The following is a 19979-nucleotide window of genomic DNA, read 5'->3' on the forward strand; positions in this document are numbered from 1 at the left end:
ATAGTTCAATTTTATTAATACTTAATATCTATTCATTTTGTTATAATTTAATTAGCAAAGATTTCTAAATCCCTTAACGAACATTTGTTTGATTACATATAATATGTGAGGTAAGATTAGGAGGTATATATTAATGAGTAATGATGTAATTGAGTATGTTGAATTTTCCAGAATAGATGTAAATGATTCTTTCTTCTCTAGTTTAGCTAGCGACTATGATGGTTTCAATCAATGGTTTGAGAAAAAATCTCTTCAAGGTGAAAAGGCTTATATTCTAAAAGAAAAGCATTTAATGGGCTTTTTGTATCTAAAAGAGGAAAATGAGGCTGATTATACCATTACCCCTAGATTTGAAAAGAAAAGGCGTCTCAAAATTGGTACCTTTAAGATAGATGCTCATGGGACAGTACTAGGTCAGAGATTTATGGGTTTAATCTTAAAGCAAATGATTGAAGATGGTTATGATGAATGCTATGTAACTATATTTGAAAAGCAACAGCCTCTTATTCAATTATTTGAAAGATTTGGATTTCATCTTTGGGGTAGTAAAACAAACGGGGAATTAATCTATGTAAAAACATTAGAAATAAGTAATAATATATATAAAGATTTTCCCCGCATTCAAACTAAAGGTAAATCCAAGTTTCTTTTATCCATCTACCCAAAATATCATACAAAACTATTTCCATACTCCAGATTACAGACTGAAAAAGATCATAAAGTTGAAGATTTATCTTTTACAAACACAATACAAAAAGTTTATTTAGCTGGAATGGTTGGAATGGAATCTATTAGCCCTGGAGATTTAATTGTTATCTATAGAACAGCTGAAAATAATAGAAGTGCTAAATGGAGTTCTGTTGCGACTTCAGTTTGTACAGTATTAGAAACAAGAAATATTAGAGAATTTGATACACTAGAAGAGTTCATTAAATATTGTGGAAAAGGCACTATATTTAATCAAGGAGAATTAAGTTACTTTTGGAATCAGAAAAAGTATCCTCATATCATTAAAATGCTTTATAATATTTCGTTGCCTAAACGCATTGTTAGAAATGATCTATTAGAAAATAAAGTAATGAGTCAGGATGATTATGCTGGATTTCTCTCCCTAACAGACGCTCAGTTTAAAAAGATTATAGAATTAGGTGAAGTAAATGAAAGTTTTATTATCAATTAAGCCAGAATTTGTAGAAGAAATAGTCTTGGGAAAGAAAAAGTTTGAATATAGAAAGAGCATCTTTAAAAGAAAAGATATTTCCTCTATTGTAGTTTATGCAACTAAGCCCTATGGGAAGGTTGTTGGGGAATTTGAGATAGAAAATATATTAATGGACAACCCCGAGAATATATGGAAAAAAACAAAAGAATATTCAGGAATAACCAAAAGCTACTTTAATGACTATTTCCAAAATAAACCAAAAGGGTTTGCGATTCAAATTAAAGATTTTAAGCCATATCAAACTCCTCTAGACTTATATGAATTTGATAGTAATCTAAAGGTCGCTCCTCAATCATTTTGTTATACAAATGGAGGGTTTTAAAAGTGGAATATATTTTCTTATCTGGTATACACGGAGTAGGAAAATCAACTTTGGCAAAGGAACTTAAGAGCTTCATTGATATTAAATCTATCTCAGTCAGTGATTTAATTAGACAGGCTGGGAAAAAACTTGATAGTTCTAACAAGAAAACTGAAAATATTTCACAAAACCAAGAATTATGGAAAAATGAATTAAATAACTTAGAACTAGGAATATCTAAGTTGTTATTAGATGGTCACTTTTGCTTGTTAGATGTCAAGAGGGAGATAACTCCATTGCCTTTTACTACCTTTGAAAATACTGATATGACTAAAATTATATTTATGAAAAATAATCCTACTATTATTAGGGAACGCTTATTAAAAAGAGATGGTACTGACTATCCCATTAAACTATTAGAAAATCTTCAATTTTGTGAAATGCAACAAGCAATGAAATATTCAACTGAAAAGGGAATTAACCTATTCATATATGATGAAAAACATCCTTTATCAGAGTTATTGAATTTTATAACTAACTAAAGAGCTTTCACTAGAGGTGGCTATTGTTATGCTTCATAATTTGAAAATTAATAAAGAATTTTTCACTCCTGTTCTAGAACGAATTAAAACTTTTGAAATAAGAAAGAATGACCGAGATTTCCGTGTAGGAGATAAAGTTATCTTAAACGAATGGGACAATGAAAAAAAAGAATATACAGGAAGGAAAACTAACATAGAGATCCTTTATATTACCGACTATGAACAAAAGGATAATTATGTGGTTTTTAGTTTTAAACTTCTATAACTGAATCCTGTTCAAAAGAAAAAAGACAACTTGAATGAGTCGTCTTTTTTCTTTTCCCTTTAATATAAAAATAGAAATTAATATTCTTTACATCTCCCAATAATAGAATTAATATTTTATATTAGCCACAAAAAGCATTGATAATTCTCCAAGCTAAACAATAATAATTACTGTAGGCAACTTCTTGTTCAATCAAAACATTAATTAGTTAAATTAGATGTAATGGACTTAATCTTATTTATTTTGAGGTAGCAACTCACCTAAAAAATTTCATATTTTAATTTTTGTAACAACTTTGAGTTTAATAGAAAGATAATAAAAAAACATCTTTCCCTTCTCTAAGAAACTTGGAAACTCTCAATATAATTTAACCACTCATTAAAGTGAGGACATAACTTTCTAATTTTATCAATTCCAATATTTTTTATTGCTATAGGTCCATGTAATGGCTTCTCATAGTTTTCAAGCTCTGCTAATATTCTCTTTGAAGGTGCTGTTTCGCGTGAATTATTTATCAATTCGGGATTTTTATACTCATTAAAGATGTTATTTAACCTATCTAATCTCCTAATTTTATCGCTAAAAAAGTCACTTAACGAATATATATCGCAGAATATCATTGTTTCAAATTCATGCAACATAACAAAAGGATAGAAATTAGTACTACCTATATCTTGTTTTAGTTCTTTTTCTAGATGGGCAACTTTAGCATAGCAATCACCATTAGGGAGTGTGCTTTGGCCTGGAAAATTGCTTGGTAGACCATAGTAGTCAAGAAATGTAGTTATTAAATTAAAATGTGAGGATTTTAAAAGTGCAGCAAGATCTCTTTTCACTTGATTGTAATCACCTATGCCACCTCTATGTCTACGTACCCCCTTTACTTTTTTAGTACAAACCATAGTAGTACTTAAATAAATACCCTTTTCATTAAGGTATGGTTGTAGAACCCGGTTTACAAAGGCTTCTTCAGTTTGGCCTTCGACTAAAATCATCACTTGTTTAATCATTTCGGCCTACCTCCAAGCAAGTTCTTCTCCCATAGTTCACCAATCGAATATTCATCAAGCCAATCTGTTAAATCCTCACTATTTAAGCGTCGGAATTTTGAAGTATTATCTACATAATCAACTACAACAATATCTTCAGGCTCAAAATTATCTAGAAGTAAAAGCGATTGTGTTGAGATAATTACTTGTGTTTTTTTAGAAACACTCTCTAGAAGAGAAGCTAACAAATTAATAGCAAAAGGATGCAATCCAAGTTCAGGCTCATCTAAAATAACAGTATATGGTAAGTCTGGTTGTAATAATAACACTGCTATACAGATAAATCTTAATGTTCCATCAGATAGCTGACTGCTGTCAAAATACTCATCAGATTCTGTATGTAACCACTTTAAACGAATTTTGTCTTTATCTAATTCCATAGGCGATAAATCAAAATCTCTAATAAACGGAGCTACCAATTGTACAGTTTGCAACACCGCGTTGTAGTTTTCCGGATTATTCTTTTTCATTTTATATAAAAAAGCAGCAAGATTAGAGGCATCCTCTCTAAAATATTTATTATCATTAACCGGACATGCTTGTTTCATCTTTGAAGTATCACTGGTATCATGAAAGTGATATACTTTCCATCCATTTAGATTGTTTATAACATGATCTGCTATTACAACTCTGTTTGAATGTCTTTTTGATTCTTTTCTAATCTCTGTTTCAAAATGACCTGCTCCTAAAGGTACTAATAAAGGTGTATCATAACGCTCCCCTAAAAATCCCAATGTTTCAGAAGAAAAATACAACCTTGAATCGTCTGATATCTCCCAACTAACACGATATGAATTTCGTCCAAATCGCAAATTAAATTGAATTTTTTCAGTGTTTTTCGTACCAAAATAAAATAATGTATTTGCTCCTCCAGATTTTGCTACAGCATTTTGCAAGTTTTCATTAACTAAATGATTCAAGAGCTTAAAGAATGATATAAAGTTCGACTTTCCAGAACCATTTGCCCCAATTAATACGTTAAGCGGTCTTAACTTTAAATCTAAATCCAAAATGGATTTATACCCATTAAGTTTAATATTATCTAAACCAGGCATTGAATTTCCTCCTCAGAATTTCTAGTTTAATTATATATCATTGGTATCAATTTTCTAAGTAATTCTAACCATTCTGATTCTTATAAAATCCCAGAATAAATAAGTATACATTAGATTCAGTTTTCCTTACAAAATTCTAACGTTTGAATAGTTTTTAAAAGAGATAATAAGCTTCTCTTTTTACCTTCTTAATATTACTTCTACAAGCCCTTTTAGTTATAACAAAGTTCATTTTATTGGTGTTCCTTTATTAGATGTAAGAGATGAGGATATATAAACAAAAAACATTATATAGAAAATAAAAAATTGTAACCTTTTTATCAGAGATGACCTTTTACTTTTATATTTCAAAACATTCTCGCAATCATCTCATCACTTTTGAATTATATTTCTAATGCTTGAATATATTGTTCCGGATCTTTTGTACATTATGAAATTGAATTTTTAACAACTAAATTACTGAATTAATCACAGTTTTTTCTTCAATTAATTATAATGATATCTCGTTAGGCTATCGCCCTGTCTTTTTAGAAAAAAACCTACTAGCAAGAGGGATAACATGGGAGAGTCCATTCACTACAAACATCCCAAAACGCCCCGCGGGGGAAAAATAAAAGGGATACCTATGAGATAAGTGCTTTTATTCAGATTAGATCTCAATAATTAAAAACAGTTTTATCTCTTTTTTGCGTATATGGTACTTCTTGGGACACCAGTCATCTTTACTATATCATTAACACTAATCCCACTTTCCTCTCGATTAGCAAAGAGTTCTAAAGCACGTTGCAAATTCTTAGGTGGTTGGCCTGGTCTTCCCATATGTTTTCCCTGTCTTTTAGCTCTTTCTCTTCCCTCTGCTGTTCTTTCATTAATTAAATCTCTTTCAAATTCACCAATCGCTCCTAGCATGGTAAACATTAATTTACCTGATGGAGTTGAAAAATCGATTTGTTCCTTTAAAAAGACGAGTCCAATACCTCTATTTTCTAATTGACTAGCGATGTTATGTAAATCTTTAACCGAACGAGCAAGTCGATCTATTTTAGTTACAATAAGTTTATCCCCTTCTCGCATATATTCTAATGCTTGCTGGAGTGCCTCTCTATTTGATTTTGATCCAGACTGTTTTTCCTGAAATATTCTAGTGCAGCCATAATCCTTTAGTAAGTCGATTTGATTTTCAAGTGACTGTCCTATAGTAGACACTCTAGCATATCCAATTAAAGCCATAAAACAATTCTCCTGTCTAAAAGTCTATAATGTTTTATACTTTTAATTATATACTAACTTTTAGACAACGTACACAAGGTTATCTGAATATTTTCAGGGTAAATTCTCTGGTGTACATAAGTTAATACTTTTAGACACAAGTGCAAGCAAAAAACGAATAATATGTTTATTACTTCCTTATACTTCTTTATACTCTAGATTACTTTCTTCATAAATGAACCACTAATTCAATAATGTTCTCATTTTACTAAAAGGTTCCTCTCAAACCCATTAGATATTTACATTAACAACTTAAGTATCCTATTGAACGAGTTATCACTAACTTTTTTAGTCTTGATTTAATTTTCTTGTGTTAAAATTAGGTAAAAAGACTTTTTAGGAGGACTTATGGAGGGTAAATTAATTGTAGCAGTGGTTCAGGAAAACGTTATGAGAAACAATTCGGAAGATTCCCTAGAATATACTAGGCTAGATTTATACGATAATAAAGAATTAGATAATGGCTTTAATGAGATATTAACTTCTCACTCATTTGAAAAAGAAAAAATCGTTAAAAATCTAAGAGAAAAAACTGCTATGCTAACAAACTTATTAAAACCTGGTTTTGAAATTTCTTATGGCTATCCTCCAAGACCTAAATTTGAGGTGTTTGGTGGTTATAAGATCGCTAAACGTAGACAAGCTTCTTTAGCAGCTGATTTTTCAAAAGTAAAAATTTATAATCTATACTTTCGATATTCTAATGGTAATGGACTTGGTAATCTTAATACATCTGCAATGGTATATAGAAATAAACAAGAAGAGGTCATTCTTCTTTCTCCACAGGACACAAAACAAGAAAACTCCAGATTGACAAATACTTACAAAAATATTGCTACAGATCTAGTTTTAAAGCAAGGTTCAATGAACCCAGATGAACAAAGTAAACTTCTAGATAATTTGAAACTTTTAACGGTAAATGAGCGATGTGCCCAATCACTCCAACATGAATACGGTCATATACTACATGGGAGGCTTTTTGATTCCTTAGGTTTAAAAAATGCTGCAGATATTTACAATTGGTTTTTTCAGCATGGTTACGCCCATTTAATGAATAAACGTTCTCCTGAATTCCAAAGTGCTAGTTCTTGGGACAAAGTATACCTCTTAAAAGAATCCCTTGTTGAAGATTACAGGATTTGGTTGAACATGAAAGATAATAATGATATGTTTATACTACCAAATATTAATACTTATTATGGCGATTTCATCACACCCGATTTACTTAAAGAAGGAGTGATACTAATGAAAAAAATGCTAAATGATGCAATTAACAATTCGTTTAAAACTAATCAAACGGAGAATTTTTCTGGTGAACCAAATCGTATTCTTCGTAGTTTAGATATTTATGAAAAAGCATCCTCAACTAATTGGAAACCAGGCTCCAATACTATGAGTGAGCAAGATCATTTACAAGTAATGGAAGATCTTAAAAGCCTTGACTTTGATGAATCTAAATTAGAACATGAACAGTCACAGGTTATGGCAGAACTTAAAGAATTTAGAAAGCGTAAGAATATTAGAAATCCCAAGAAATTTCGGGAGCCCAAAGAACTTAGAGAATATAAAGAATTAGATAAAGAAACTTTATATCAATCTTAACTTTTAAGAGTGCTCTTATGCACTCTTTTTATATTTAATTATTTTCACTTATAATAATGAGATTTTTAAATTTCTCTAAAAGATAATAATAAATAATCTTACATAGATTAAGTACATAAAAGGTTAGCTCACACTATAAAGAGCCAACCTTTATTTAATATCAAAATATACCATCAGTTATTCTTAAGTATCCAATATCTTTTTCCGTAAGTTTCTGAACTTCTCACATTATCTTTTTCACTTTTGATTATAAAAGGAATATTATTCTCTTCAAAGAATGAATTAATAGTTTTCATCCCCACTTTTATTGAGCCATTTTTACCTCGTAATCCATACTTATTACAAATTACATTTATTAATTCTTGCTGCTGTTCTCTAAAGATTTTTTTATCAATGTAATTATCGACCATATCTAATTGAATGAGGTCTTCTCTCTTAAGTTGTTCTAAATCGTAATATTGAATATCAGGAAAATACTTCTCAAAAAACGCCTCAAATCCATATCTGTCCATAAATTCGTACATTTCTTCTTGATAACATAAATATGCTAGACCTGTTTTATGAACTTTTAATTGAGGACACTCTTCATAGCTAACTGGATGCATTCTAGTAGCAAGATAGAAGGCCTTCATAGATTTGTTAATTACATCAAGGCCATATTCTTTAATGAACTCAATTTCACCAAGTTCTACAAATTCATCAAAATAATGAAGTTGTTTTCTAAGATAACGAAGCTTTGCTTGAATAGATCTCTTAGAAATACGTTTATAATAAACATTTACTTTCTGAGTTCTAACTCGTCCAGTAGCTTGAACGAATGTATCAATATCACTGATTCCATGTATAACAACAGATTCAATTGATTCATCTTTGATTTCTGTTGCTTCAGTCATAAGTTTGGTTGTATTAAGAACATCGCACTCAAATTGGCGAGTTTCAGCAATCTGTTTGAATTCCAATGAATTTTCACGATTTCCAGAATGCAAAGTTTTGCTGTTCCCGATATCAAAGTCATCCATTGTATCTTTGGAATTATGATAAATAATGACTTTATTTCCTTTTTCGACTTCATTTTGAACTACTGCCGAAGCTGTTTCATTTTGTTCATAACGATACATATCCTTAACTTGATTGTTATAGTAGTTTGCTTCATGTAGCACTTCTAATTTATTTTCCCAAGGCAGGTAGTAAAGACCATCTGAAGTACCCGTCATAAAGATTTTTATAGCTTCAGTATTTTCATTCAAAAAATCAAAAGATAGTTCTGTTCTCGTATTGAAAGAGCTGTCGCTCACGAAGTAATGAGCTTCATCGCAAATGATATAGTCATAACTATGAATCATTGGATCGTTTCTTTTAATCATATTCTGAAACTGCTGGTATGATCTTATATCGAACATACCACCTTTAAATTGACGTAAGCGTTCCCACTTATACTCTTCAAGATAATCTAATTGTTGATCTAAAGTATTTCTTCTATGGGATAGTATTAAAGTTCGTTTATTATTTTCATCAGCAAAGGGAAGAAGGATATATCTCACCCAATAGTTTTTTCCACTATTCATTTCTGAACTGATAATATAATTTCTCCCTTTCCCTAATTTTTTTATGACATCAGTAGTAATTACATCACTTACATAAATTTTATTTTCCATAGTTCATTCCTCCAGATTAGTTTTCATTACATGAGTATTCTATCTAGAGTATTGAAAACGTAAATTAAACTGGAGAACTTTTTTATTTTTATTTTCTATAAATTGAAACCAAATATGTTATTGTTCTATTTTAAATAACAAAGATAACTTTTTTGGTTTCAGTGCCTTTATAAAGAGACAAAAAAGGGGAAAACATCTAATGAATGAGCACAAAACTGTACACGAGTATATATACTCATATACAAATTTGTACTCAGATTGACTACTAGTTCTGACTAAAGCTTTTTTTATTTATTCTTTTTAAAAACTATCAAGTGTACAAGATTCAACAGGCGCGCTTTCTGCCTGATGAACTCTTGGACACAGGTTGAAGATGAAGGCGGCGCGGTTTTCGCCGACTGAAGCTTTAACCTTCTATGCTAGAACCCTGTATATAAAATGAAAATTTTATATTATTAATCTAATGGCTAAGAAAACACTATAAACTCATTATAATTATGGTAATATTGTAGGAAATTGTATTTAAGGAGATTAATTAATGGAATCACAGATAGAAAAGACAGTAGTAAATGAGGATAAACAAAAAATTTATGAAACAAATGCACTTAAGAGGTTTTTAATATCTATTTGGCGTACAGAAACTCTACTAAGTGTCAGCATAAAAGGATTAGAATCAGAATTAGAAGAGCATCAGGATATATTAACAAAAATAGGAAAAGTATTAAATGGAGAAAAATCAGAGGACAATATTCAATCAGAAGAAGAATTAATAGAGCTTGAACTTAATGAAAGAGAATTAATGTTAATTAAAGCGTCAATGGATTACTCACACGAAGAGCACTCTATCTTGGATAAATATATATTTTCTATACTAACTGTATTTGTTTGGGGAACATTGGAAACATATTTATATCAGGCATTTTCAGAGTTATTTAGAAAAAATCCATCTATGCTTAAGACCGAAAAAAATAATTTTAATACTAACGAAATTTTAGATAATCTAGAAGATCCTCTAAGTCTCCTAATTAATAAAGAAATGAATAAAGTGGGACATTTTAAGTTAAATGATTGGGCAAAATATTTAGATAAAATGCTAAAATACAATATTGATTTAAATGATCTAGAAGTGTTAAAAGGAATATATCTAGTAAGAAATATTGTTGCCCATAATACCGGAGTTGTAAGACCAGATCAATATCTACATATCCCAAGTGAAATTGAAGTAATTGATGATGAAATAGTTGTATCTAATAAATTCTTATCAAAAGCAATTGATACTATCAGAAGGGTTGTCGTGCAACTTGACCAACATATTGTAAAAAAACACTATAAATCTAATTAACAAAAGTGGTGATGGTAAACCAAAGCTTTCATATAAGGACCCAAGTGGTCCTTTTTTATTTTGATTAATAAAATGAGAATTTTATTGAACTAACGTTACAGGTTAATTGAAGAATTTGTTTAATTTGTTCAATAAACGGGCCAGATAATTGAATAACACAAGGTATTTTATTATGTTTTAAAGGCAGACCTATACGTCTGCCAATTTTTTTATTTTTGTAACGAATATCCTATATCGTAGTCTTATATATGAAAGGAGGTAGAAATGTGACAGAGTTTGAGGGTATTTATAGTCAATATTTTCGAGATGTTTACTCGTTTGTATTATCACTAAGCCGTAATGAAAAGATTGCAGAAGAAATAACTCAAGAAACATTTTTCAAGGCTTTAAAAAGTATCGATAAATTTAATGGCCATTGCAAAATTAACGTATGGCTTTGTCAAATAGCAAAAAATACATACTTTACTTATCTAGATAAACAAAAGCGATTTGTTACAAATGATATAACAGAACAAGCATGTGAAAGTAGTATTGAAGAAATGTTACTAAATAAGGAGAAAACTTTCCTTATTCATAAGGTCTTACATGGCTTAGATGAGCCTTATAAAGAGGTGTTTACATTAAGAGTGTTTGGAGAACTGTCTTTTAAACAAATTAGCCAGCTTTTTGAGAAAACAGAAAGTTGGGCGAGAGTCACGTTTCATCGAGCTAAACATAAAATTCAAGACCTATTAAGGGAGGAATAAAAATGAGTAAAGTATCATGTGATATTGTTAAAGATTTGCTTCCTTTGTACTATGACGATGTTTGCAGTGAAGATAGCAAAAAAATGGTGGAAGAACACCTTATCCATTGTAATAGTTGTAAAAGTGAATTAGATAGAATACAAACTGATATTATATTACCGAAAAAAGAAATTGAAGAAAATAGAAGTGATGGTAATGTGTTGAAAAATATATCTGATTTCTGGAATCGTTCAAAAGCTATATCCTTTATCAAAGGATTAATCATTAGTGCATTATTGTTATCACTTATTTTTTTAGGGTATTTTGGTTTGTTTCATTGGAATATCACAAATGTTCCAATTGATGTTGTAGAGATAAAGGATGTAAGTAAGTTGACAGATGGTAAAATCGTTTATCATATAGAACTATCAGATGGTTATAGTTTGAATAGAGTTAAATACGATATGGATGAAAACGGGAACTTTTACTTAACTCCTTTACGACCGATAATTAAGAAAGAGGCACAGCCACCATATTCAATGGTAAAGGGTTATGAGTTTTTTGATATTGAAGCTCAAGAGATAAATCATAACGGTGCTGAGATAAAAGCCTTGTACTACGGAACCCCAAAAGATAACATTTTGATTTGGAAAGAAGGAATGGATTTACCAAAAGCAAGCAAAGAAGTAGAAGATATGTTTGAATTCAGGTAATAGTTTAGCAATTTTCTTATTCAAGAAAAGAGGCACTTTAATTGAATAAGCTAAAAAAGGACCACTTAGGTCCTTTTTGTTTTGATTGATAAAATATTGATTTTATTCTTTATTTCTAAATGATTTGAATAAAACTTTTTTCTTTTCTCATACTATGAATACCTTCTCTTATCATCCATTTTAATTGCAATAGCTCTCCTTTTGTAAAATAAAAAATGCCCCTACTCATTGAGTAAGGGTTTTTATATATTTATCCATAAGTTCTCTTGTCTCTTACCTTGGTTCAGAGTCCTCCCAGATCACCGTTTCATCTTCTAAACTTATTTTATGAGGTTTATCATAATAGTGTGAGATTTCTAAGAGGCCTTGCCCTTTTGTAAGGTCTACCTTTTGTAAAGCTTCTACGATTTCGTTCTCAACTTTATATTCTGGAGCAGGAAAAGTAAGAATCTTAGATACATCAAAAAGGGCAATATCGTATATTTCAAATTGTTCATCATCATCATCTAAACCATTGTCCTCTTCAAATATGGTATCTAGTTTACCAGCTAACTTTAACCCTCCTTCCCATTCTAATATTAAAGTTTCTTTATCGTTATAATAAAAAGCTTTAATTAAAGGATCATACCCCATGATATTCTCTCCTTTTTTATTCACTATCTGGACGAGCCGGAACAATGTGAGCTCCATCTTTGCTATAGTGTATTATAGCATTTGTTGTAGGAATATAAGTTTTACTTTCTTCATCATAATATTCACCAATGTATTGATTAAAGTGTACTCTTTCTTTATTTGGACTTCTTGGAACTGATTCACCTGTACCTGCGTATTGATCTAATAGCTTTTGCATTTCTGCATTATTCTGACCATACATCACACTTTTTCTACGTTTCCCTTTAAGTTGGGCTTGTTTATCTGCTTCTTTATAGTTTGGTGCTTCCATTAAATGTTTCTCCTGTGCACCATGTTTAACTTTAGCAGGATATCCATCATATACTTGACGATAAGGAGGCCCAGGAACAGATTTCGGACCAAAACTAGGTAGTTCTCCGTTACGCCAACCGCCCTTTCCTTTAGCAAAATTCCAATACATATCCTTGGCATTCTGTAAATAACGACCCAGATAACCCGTATCTAGAGCATTAACAGGTGGTTTTCCTCCTGCAAAAGCAGGTTGCAAGGCAGGCATTCTTTGATTCACAGTTACTTTATGAACGTCTTTCATCCCCTTCGCTGTTTTGGATACTGTTCCTGCACCTTTAACAGCTAAACCTGCTCCTTTGTCTCCAAGAGCTGCAAGTCCAATCTCTGTTCCTGCATAAGAAAAAAAGTGACTGCGACTATAAGCGTCCCCATGGATAAGTTTCTCATCTACTGCAGTAACAACCCCATCTTTTACTGTGTTGTAAGTACGAATTGGATGCTTTCCTGCCTCATAGACTCCTTTAGCCGTATTAACAGTACTGTCTACAGGATGTTTTGCAAAAGAAACAATCCCATCCCATGTTTCTGAAAGGGCATCTCCTGCTCCATCACCTATTCCTTTTAACGATTGTGTAAAAGCATTTCCTTCTTCTTTCTCTTTTTTCTTCTTACTTGCTCCTTCTGCTTTTCCTTTAGACGTTTTTTGAGGAGCAATTTCCCCATCTAATCCCAACTCTCGAAGAAGGGCTTCATCTGCTGCTTTCAACTCATTTTTTGTGTTCACAACGAGCTGATGAGCTTCCCCTAACTTTTCTGCATAGTCTCGCATACTTTTTTCTAGTTTTTGTTGTAGCCCCTCTAATTCTGGCGTCCATACTCCACTTAATTCTAACAAAACACCAGACAGACTCCAACTTAGCTGAGCTGGGACAGCCTCGCATTTCGCCTTTGCCAACTTTGTTTTCTCGGCAAGTTGCTCGAGATCCTTCAGGTCTGCTTGAATTCTACCCATAGCTAGAACACCCTTTCCAACTTTACCATCAACTAACATTTTACAACTTCTTAAATAGAAAAAAAGAAAAAAAGTAAAAATGCGTAGAAAATAAACCAGTAGAACTGTATCAAAAGTACTAAGCCTCCAAAATCTTTACATACAAAGAAACCTTTATCCATTGGATAGAGGCTTTTTAGGGTATTTGGGATACTTGTCTAATTCACGGAAGGTAAATTATGAGGCTGTTAATTAGTATTATGTATTATACTTATCGATTCTCAAACTTTTCAATAAGAAAATGTGACAACTTAGTGAACAAATAAAAGGGCATAAAAATAAACCGAGTAACTATACTCGATTTATTAAAAAATATATTAAGGAGTTCTTGATTAGTCCCATGCTATCTCTGTGCCCTTAGGAATATCTGGATTAAAATTGTAATATAGGTCATATAGCTTGTTTAATAAATCTAATCTTTCACCGTTTTCTAGATTATCAATAATGCATAATACATCGTCTGATGTCAATACCTCTTCTTTAAACCTTTCAATAAGAGCCTCCCTTTCCTCTATAGATTTTTCAGTATCTTTTTTGGATTTATTTGTTATCTCTTCAATTCGATCTAACTGTTTATTTATTGAGTTAAATTGTTTATTCATTTCTTGACCTAATTGAGAAAGTTGATTCTTTAGTTCTTTTTCAACTTTTTTTATTTTCCCTTTTAATTCTCCCAAAAAATCCCACCCCCTTTTAACCTAATAAAGATAGTATTTCCATTAGGCCTCCTAACTGTTTTTTTAATTGTGTTGCGATAACCTTAAGTGATTGCCATAATCCCTCATACAATCCGTCCTCAGTTAAGAACTACATTTCTCTTCTTTGACCTGCATAAACTGATTGTTCACTCAGCTTTTCTTCTTCATCTACAGTAGTTAACATTTTTGTAATATGGCTATGTTCAATCCATTCAGCAACATCTCTTGCTAAAAATAAAGGATTCTTCATAATATTTATGAACTTTTATATTCCTTAATAGAAGTTTAAGGTTGATTGAATAGTTTTTTCTGATTTATGAGTTCTTCTATTTCTCTCACTGACTTTTCATGTATTTTATATAACTCTTCTATTCTATGTTGCTGTTTTTGCTGCATTTTAATAATCTGAGCCTGATATTGAATTAATTGTTCCAATTCAGCGTGCTTTATCGTCATATTCTGTATGTGACGAGTTAAATCAATTGTATCAACCATGCTTTCTTCTACAAGGTGGACTACAGCTTTTTCAACAGTAAAATCAGGAGTATTTTTCAATTGAATTAATTTGCGAAATAATTCAACATCATTATCTGAAAATATGAGATTCCCTTGATTATTTCGCTTAAATCTGTAATTATTCTTTTCAAAAAGTGCATAATACTTTGAGATGGTAGAGTAAGTTACTTCAAGTAAACTAGCAACATCTCCTACTTTTAAATAAGTGTTCATAACATTTTCATCCCTCTACTAGAACCGATAACTTTTTTAGCACAAACCCTTAACTCCCTAAAGAAAAATCTATAATTCTTTTAAGGTACTAATTAAGCCACAGGATATTCCCTTCATAAAACAAGTATATTTACTCAAGAATCCAATTCAGGTGCAATCTGGCTCAATCTGGAGCAAATGATTGTTGTTCTAATAAATAATTAATAGGGCAACTCATCATTGTCCCCTTCTAGCCTACTGTATAGATACGATGTTAGATTTTTTGAGCTACTGTTATTCGATAATTCTTTCATAACTTCTACATACTCTTTAAACTCATCAGATCTTTTATAATCAGAGTGATCTGCCATATTTTTGATTGACACATAAGCATAGCTTTGAATCTTTTCTTCAGGAATATTTTTATACCGACCGCTTTCAATCGTTTCATCCACAAATTTTTCTATTAACGTATTCCAATCTTTCTTTGACCACCTTCCTACTGCAAATTGAGTATAAAAATTATTTGTTGCTTCAAATAATAAAGACTTAAAAACCTGAGGATCATATAAATTGGTAATAGGGCCTTGATAATTATCAATTTTATCTTTTTTATTTTTATATTTTTCTTTTTTATTTTTCTTTTTAATACTTGAGCCATTTTGTACAGGCTTGCTGTTTCTTTTTGTCAATCCTAGGGTTTCCCTTTCGTCATAACTAGGAGTTACCTTTTGTACTACTGCTTCTTGGTTTAATGTACCTTCTAGGTCTTCCCTTTTGTCAGAGCTGAAGTTTACTTCATTAAATAACTCTTGAATAATTTTATCAGTAATCGAAAAATATTTTTTAGAAGGAACGCCCATTAATTTAGTTTCTATGTAACCTGCCTCTTCTAAATCTTTAACAGCTTTTAACTGTTGCTTATAAGTCAAAGCAGTCTCTTCTTGTAATGTGTCACTAGTTAAAAAGAAATATTCCTTATTATCTTTTACTGTAAGCATCCCCTTTCCATCAAAACTTTCATAACTTGCACATAGTTGACCAAAGATAATTGCTGCATTTACTGATACTGATTTAGCCAAATGTTTATTGTACATCACAAATCCTTGACCACTTAACACTGACATTAACTTCATATTCTCTCTCCCTGTTGCACAGAAGAAAATACCTTGATATCATTATTTGTATGAAGTGTATTCTTCTGTTTTTTATGTAGAGATGGTAGAGCCGCCAAACTCCATGCCATCTCTTTATATATTTTATAATAACGAACAAGAGTTCGTACATACTAAATTTTCCAGTTAGATAATGGAGAATGATTTTGATACTTTTTTGCAATTTCCTCGTGAGTTAAGTCTAAATATGCTGATTCTGTTATAGTCACTGAAGAGTGCCCCAAAATTCTACTTAACGTATACAAATCTCCACCGTTCATTAAAAATTGTCTAGCAAAGTTGTTCCTCAGTTGATGTGGATGTATAGACAACCCAATTCGACTGCCAGCTTTTTTCAATTGTTTTTCAAAAGAGTGAACACTCATCTCAGTATTTCTTGTTGTAGGGAAAAGCACTTTTGTAGATGTATATCTATCCCTGAATTTTATATAATGTTTTAGTTCTCGAAGCATTCTCCGACTAAAATAAACATACCTTTCTTTTCTTCCTTTTGTTTTAGTTACTAAAATCATTTTGTGCTTAAAATCAATATCATCTACTTTTAAAGCTAAACATTCCCCAATTCTCATTCCTGTATCTTGAAGTAACATAACAATAATTTTATTGCGATACCCATGGAATTTTGTATAATCGAATTGCTCTAAGAGATTCTTAAATTCTTTTTCTGTTATTGCTTCTTTTGGTCTTCTCACTGTCTTTATTTGCTTAATTGTTTCAAGAGGGTTCTTTTGGATTTCTCCTTCATTGTGAAGCCACTTAAAGAACACTTTTATATTCCTTAGGTAATTATTAATGGTTACATTACTTACCTTTTTTTGATAGTCTGTTCGATGTTCAGGCCAATTTATTTTTCTGCTTTTTTCATTTCTTACTACCGTGTATTTTCCTCTTTCTTGAACATATCTCACATACTGTCTTATATGTCCTGCCTTCACTTTATTAGGCTCTTCAATTTCCTGTTCATTTTTCAAATACAATATAAACAACTTTAAAGTTTGTTCATAAGAAGACACCGTTTTTGATGATAGACTTTTCGATTAGCAGTAAATTAAAAAGTCTTCTAAATAAAACTCCATCTCAGTTAGCTTCAAACTTTTCACCTCTCAAGACAAAATAAAAAGACCAAAGAATCATCAAAATTCATTGGTCATTAAGTGAAAAGTTTATTGGTTTTAAATTTGATATTTAGTATACCTCGTCAAAGTTTATCGGCTCATACTATACATTACAAAAGATATAAAACCCTGTAATTACAGTAGGTCTAACCCTTTCAACTTGCTTTATGCTCAAGGCGTAATTTATCTGCTACCATTGCGATAAATTCGCTATTTGTTGGTTTTGCTTTACTCATGCTTACTGTATAGCCGAAAAGCGAAGAAATCGATTCAATATTCCCTCTGCTCCATGCAACTTCAATTGCATGACGAATAGCACGCTCAACGCGACTTGCTGTTGTATTATACTTTTTAGCAATGTCTGGATATAAAACTTTGGTAATAGAGCCAAGTAGCTCAATATCTCTATATACCATTGCAATAGCTTCTCGTAAGTACATATATCCTTTAATATGAGCAGGTACGCCAATTTCATGGATAATGCTTGTAATATTTGCATCTAAATTATTGCTCTTATTTTCTCGTTGCACTTTAATTGCTGAATTTTGTGGGCGAGTTGTAAAAGTTGGCGCTTTTCCGCTCACTTGGCGGATATTGTTGACGAGGTTCTCCATATCGAACGGTTTAAGGATGAAGTATGCAGCACCTAAGTCAACGGCTTTCTTTGTTACATCTTCTTGTCCGAACGCAGTTAACATGATGACATTAGGTGTTTTTTCAAGCCCCATCTCTCTTAACTTTGTTAATACCGCTATCCCGTCTAAATGGGGCATAATAATATCTAATAGCAACACATCAGGTTTTTGCTCTTTGACTAACGAAAGGCACTCTTGGCCATTATAAGCAGCCCCTACAACTTCAATATCTTCTTGTGTTGAGAGGTAATCTTCTAATAAGCTCACGAGTTCACGGTTATCATCAACTAAGCAAACCTTAATCTTTTTCAATATAACTCCTCCTCGATCCCATATAATAAGCTACTGTGTCGATAGGTCTCTAAACTTATTCTAAATGAACAATTCGACAATGCAAGACCATTTCCTTTTATTTTTTGGATAAAAGGTGATTCCTTCCACCATTTTAACAAAAATATCGTTATATTGATAAGAAATGTCAGCACTTTAAACAATATGACAAAGGTTAAAAGGTTTATGTTTAGAAAAGAAGAAATGACAAAAAAGACGAACTATAATTAGCTCGCCTTTTGTCGTGGATGTTCATAAATGTCTATTCCTGCTTCGTTTAGCATCCATTCAATATGGACCCCGTATCCTGAGGTTGAATCGTTAACAAAAACGTGAGTTACAGCACCAACTAAGCGACCATCTTGAATAATTGGGCTTCCACTCATGCCCTGCACAATTCCTCCCGTTTTCTCGAGAAGTTTTGGATCTGTTACTTTAACTACCATTCCTTTTGTTGCTGGAAACTTCTGATCAACTGTACTTACAATTTCGACACTAAACTCTTCTACTTTATTCTCTTCAATTACGGTTAAGATTTTGGCTGGCCCCTTTTTCACTTGATGTGAAAGCGCAATAGGAAGGGGTTTGTTCACAATGTTGTTTTCTACTTGTTCCGTTAACTTCCCGTAAATACCAAACGGACTGTTGCGCGTAATGTCACCAATTACAGAACGTTCCGAAGAAAAACGAGCAATCTTCTCTCCAGGAGCTCCGTCACTTCCTTTTTCAATCGACGTGACCGTTGACTTCATAATCTGTCCATCTTTCACAACAATCGGCTTTTTCGTATCCATATCCGAAATCACATGACCAAGAGCTCCATATTTTTTCGAATTCGGCTCAAAAAAAGTCATCGTACCAATACCAGCTGCTGAATCACGAATATATAGTCCAATTCGATAAGCATAATCTCCTTTATCCTTTAATGGATAAAGTTTTGTTTTAATACTTTGGTCATCACGAGTAACTGTGATGTTAAGTGGATCTCCATTTTTTCCGGCTTGTTTGATAAACGGAGTTACATCACTCATTTTCTCGATGTTTTTCCCATTAATTTCAGTAATCATATCTCCAACTTGGATTCCTGCAATTTCACCTGGAGATTTTTTTCCGTCTTTTGTATCAACTTGATGATATCCAACAACAAGAACACCTTTAGAGTTAAGTTTTACTCCAATCGATTGTCCTCCTGGATATACTTTAAAATCAGGAAGAACTTTTACATCAACTTCTTTTGCTGGAAAAGCGCCTGCTTGGACAACGAGTTTGCTTTCTCCAGCATTATTACCACTAACTTGCCATGTTGAACTTTCCTTTTCAGGTTCTACTGAAACATTTGGCTGATTTGATGACACTTGCTGAGCGGACTGAATGGGCAACGTTTGATTTTCAAAAAGGGTGATGTTTGTTGGGATTTTTACATATTGCTGCACACTTGGTATAAAACCTATTACGATGAGCGAAACAAGGAGAATTGTTCCTATCCATTTTCTATATCTATCCATTGAACATTTCACTCTCCTCGCTTCCTGCCACACACACTTCTTCGTTGAATAAATAAGCACCTGAGATTGTAAAATGAAGCTTTTGCTTATGTCTTTAA

The 19979-nt window shown here is 31.8% G+C and carries 21 protein-coding genes; 8 read left to right on the forward strand and 13 right to left on the reverse strand.

What is annotated here, in order from left to right; genetic code table 11:
* Positions 1–133 precede the first annotated feature (133 nt).
* The 4 genes from MOC86_RS12935 to MOC86_RS12950 are packed head-to-tail and all read left to right on the forward strand — an operon-like array spanning position 134 to position 2330.
* Complete coding sequence (locus tag MOC86_RS12935) at positions 134–1180, forward strand: hypothetical protein (protein ID WP_268584547.1); 1047 nt, start codon at positions 134–136, stop codon at positions 1178–1180.
* Entirely contained in the window at positions 1158–1544 is a 387-nt protein-coding gene (locus tag MOC86_RS12940; protein WP_268584548.1) for an ASCH domain-containing protein, read from the forward strand. The genes MOC86_RS12935 and MOC86_RS12940 overlap by 23 nt, the downstream gene beginning before the upstream one ends.
* Before the next feature lie 2 nt (positions 1545–1546).
* Positions 1547–2065, forward strand: a complete 519-nt coding sequence (locus tag MOC86_RS12945) for an ATP-binding protein (protein ID WP_268584549.1) — start codon at positions 1547–1549, stop codon at positions 2063–2065.
* A gap of 28 nt (positions 2066–2093) precedes the next feature.
* Entirely contained in the window at positions 2094–2330 is a 237-nt protein-coding gene (locus MOC86_RS12950; protein WP_268584550.1) for a DUF3850 domain-containing protein, read from the forward strand.
* A 338-nt stretch (positions 2331–2668) separates the two neighbouring features.
* Here MOC86_RS12950 and MOC86_RS12955 read toward each other — a convergent pair whose 3' ends face one another.
* The 3 genes from MOC86_RS12955 to MOC86_RS12965 all read right to left on the reverse strand — a co-directional run bounded on the left by MOC86_RS12955 (position 2669) and on the right by MOC86_RS12965 (position 5664).
* A complete protein-coding gene (locus MOC86_RS12955; protein ID WP_268584551.1) occupies positions 2669–3340 on the reverse strand; it encodes a DUF4276 family protein in 672 nt (223 codons plus the stop codon).
* Entirely contained in the window at positions 3337–4434 is a 1098-nt protein-coding gene (locus MOC86_RS12960) for an AAA family ATPase (RefSeq protein ID WP_268584552.1), read from the reverse strand. Before MOC86_RS12960 ends, MOC86_RS12955 begins: the two co-directional genes overlap by 4 nt.
* Positions 4435–5109: 675 nt before the next feature.
* Positions 5110–5664, reverse strand: coding sequence for a recombinase family protein (locus tag MOC86_RS12965; RefSeq protein WP_268584553.1), 555 nt, complete (start codon positions 5662–5664; stop codon positions 5110–5112).
* A gap of 387 nt (positions 5665–6051) precedes the next feature.
* Here MOC86_RS12965 and MOC86_RS12970 point away from each other — a divergent pair, with 387 nt between their 5' ends.
* Positions 6052–7305, forward strand: coding sequence for a hypothetical protein (locus MOC86_RS12970; protein ID WP_268584554.1), 1254 nt, complete (start codon positions 6052–6054; stop codon positions 7303–7305).
* A 173-nt stretch (positions 7306–7478) separates the two neighbouring features.
* Here the strand turns inward: MOC86_RS12970 and MOC86_RS12975 are convergent, their stop codons facing one another.
* Entirely contained in the window at positions 7479–8960 is a 1482-nt protein-coding gene (locus MOC86_RS12975) for a DEAD/DEAH box helicase family protein (RefSeq protein ID WP_268584555.1), read from the reverse strand.
* A gap of 538 nt (positions 8961–9498) precedes the next feature.
* Here MOC86_RS12975 and MOC86_RS12980 point away from each other — a divergent pair.
* From MOC86_RS12980 to MOC86_RS12990, 3 genes are all read left to right on the forward strand, one after another.
* Positions 9499–10302 carry a hypothetical protein gene (locus tag MOC86_RS12980; RefSeq protein ID WP_151587755.1) on the forward strand — a complete coding sequence of 268 codons (804 nt, stop codon included), beginning with the start codon at positions 9499–9501 and terminating at the stop codon, positions 10300–10302.
* Between the two features lie 266 nt (positions 10303–10568).
* The gene (locus tag MOC86_RS12985) at positions 10569–11048 is read left to right on the forward strand and encodes an RNA polymerase sigma factor (RefSeq protein WP_151587756.1); all 480 of its coding nucleotides are present in this window, start codon (positions 10569–10571) and stop codon (positions 11046–11048) included.
* Between the two features lie 2 nt (positions 11049–11050).
* On the forward strand, positions 11051–11740 hold the full coding sequence (locus tag MOC86_RS12990; RefSeq protein WP_151587757.1) for a zf-HC2 domain-containing protein: 690 nt from the start codon (positions 11051–11053) through the stop codon (positions 11738–11740).
* 273 nt (positions 11741–12013) lie between these two features.
* Here the strand turns inward: MOC86_RS12990 and MOC86_RS12995 are convergent, their stop codons facing one another.
* The 9 genes from MOC86_RS12995 to spoIVB all read right to left on the reverse strand — a co-directional run bounded on the left by MOC86_RS12995 (position 12014) and on the right by spoIVB (position 19881).
* Positions 12014–12373, reverse strand: coding sequence for a hypothetical protein (locus MOC86_RS12995; protein ID WP_268584556.1), 360 nt, complete (start codon positions 12371–12373; stop codon positions 12014–12016).
* Between the two features lie 16 nt (positions 12374–12389).
* Entirely contained in the window at positions 12390–13676 is a 1287-nt protein-coding gene (locus tag MOC86_RS13000) for a polymorphic toxin type 50 domain-containing protein (RefSeq protein WP_268584557.1), read from the reverse strand.
* Between the two features lie 371 nt (positions 13677–14047).
* Positions 14048–14392, reverse strand: a complete 345-nt coding sequence (locus tag MOC86_RS13005) for a hypothetical protein (protein ID WP_268584558.1) — start codon at positions 14390–14392, stop codon at positions 14048–14050.
* A 130-nt stretch (positions 14393–14522) separates the two neighbouring features.
* The gene (locus tag MOC86_RS13010) at positions 14523–14663 is read right to left on the reverse strand and encodes a hypothetical protein (protein ID WP_268584559.1); all 141 of its coding nucleotides are present in this window, start codon (positions 14661–14663) and stop codon (positions 14523–14525) included.
* A gap of 35 nt (positions 14664–14698) precedes the next feature.
* A complete protein-coding gene (locus MOC86_RS13015) occupies positions 14699–15142 on the reverse strand; it encodes a MerR family transcriptional regulator (RefSeq protein WP_268584560.1) in 444 nt (147 codons plus the stop codon).
* 200 nt (positions 15143–15342) lie between these two features.
* Positions 15343–16257, reverse strand: coding sequence for a hypothetical protein (locus MOC86_RS13020; protein WP_268584561.1), 915 nt, complete (start codon positions 16255–16257; stop codon positions 15343–15345).
* A 152-nt stretch (positions 16258–16409) separates the two neighbouring features.
* The gene (locus MOC86_RS13025; RefSeq protein ID WP_419146636.1) at positions 16410–17309 is read right to left on the reverse strand and encodes a tyrosine-type recombinase/integrase; all 900 of its coding nucleotides are present in this window, start codon (positions 17307–17309) and stop codon (positions 16410–16412) included.
* 257 nt (positions 17310–17566) lie between these two features.
* Positions 17567–18358 (reverse strand): sporulation transcription factor Spo0A, encoded by a 792-nt coding sequence (gene spo0A / locus MOC86_RS13030; protein ID WP_268584562.1) that lies wholly within the window; start codon positions 18356–18358, stop codon positions 17567–17569.
* Positions 18359–18603: 245 nt separating this feature from the next.
* Positions 18604–19881 carry a SpoIVB peptidase gene (gene spoIVB, locus MOC86_RS13035; protein WP_268584563.1) on the reverse strand — a complete coding sequence of 426 codons (1278 nt, stop codon included), beginning with the start codon at positions 19879–19881 and terminating at the stop codon, positions 18604–18606.
* Positions 19882–19979: the final 98 nt, after the last annotated feature.

Origin of the sequence: Priestia endophytica, from assembly GCF_026790145.1 — a bacterium.
Taxonomy (GTDB): Bacteria; Bacillota; Bacilli; order Bacillales; family Bacillaceae_H; genus Bacillus_I; species Bacillus_I endophytica_A.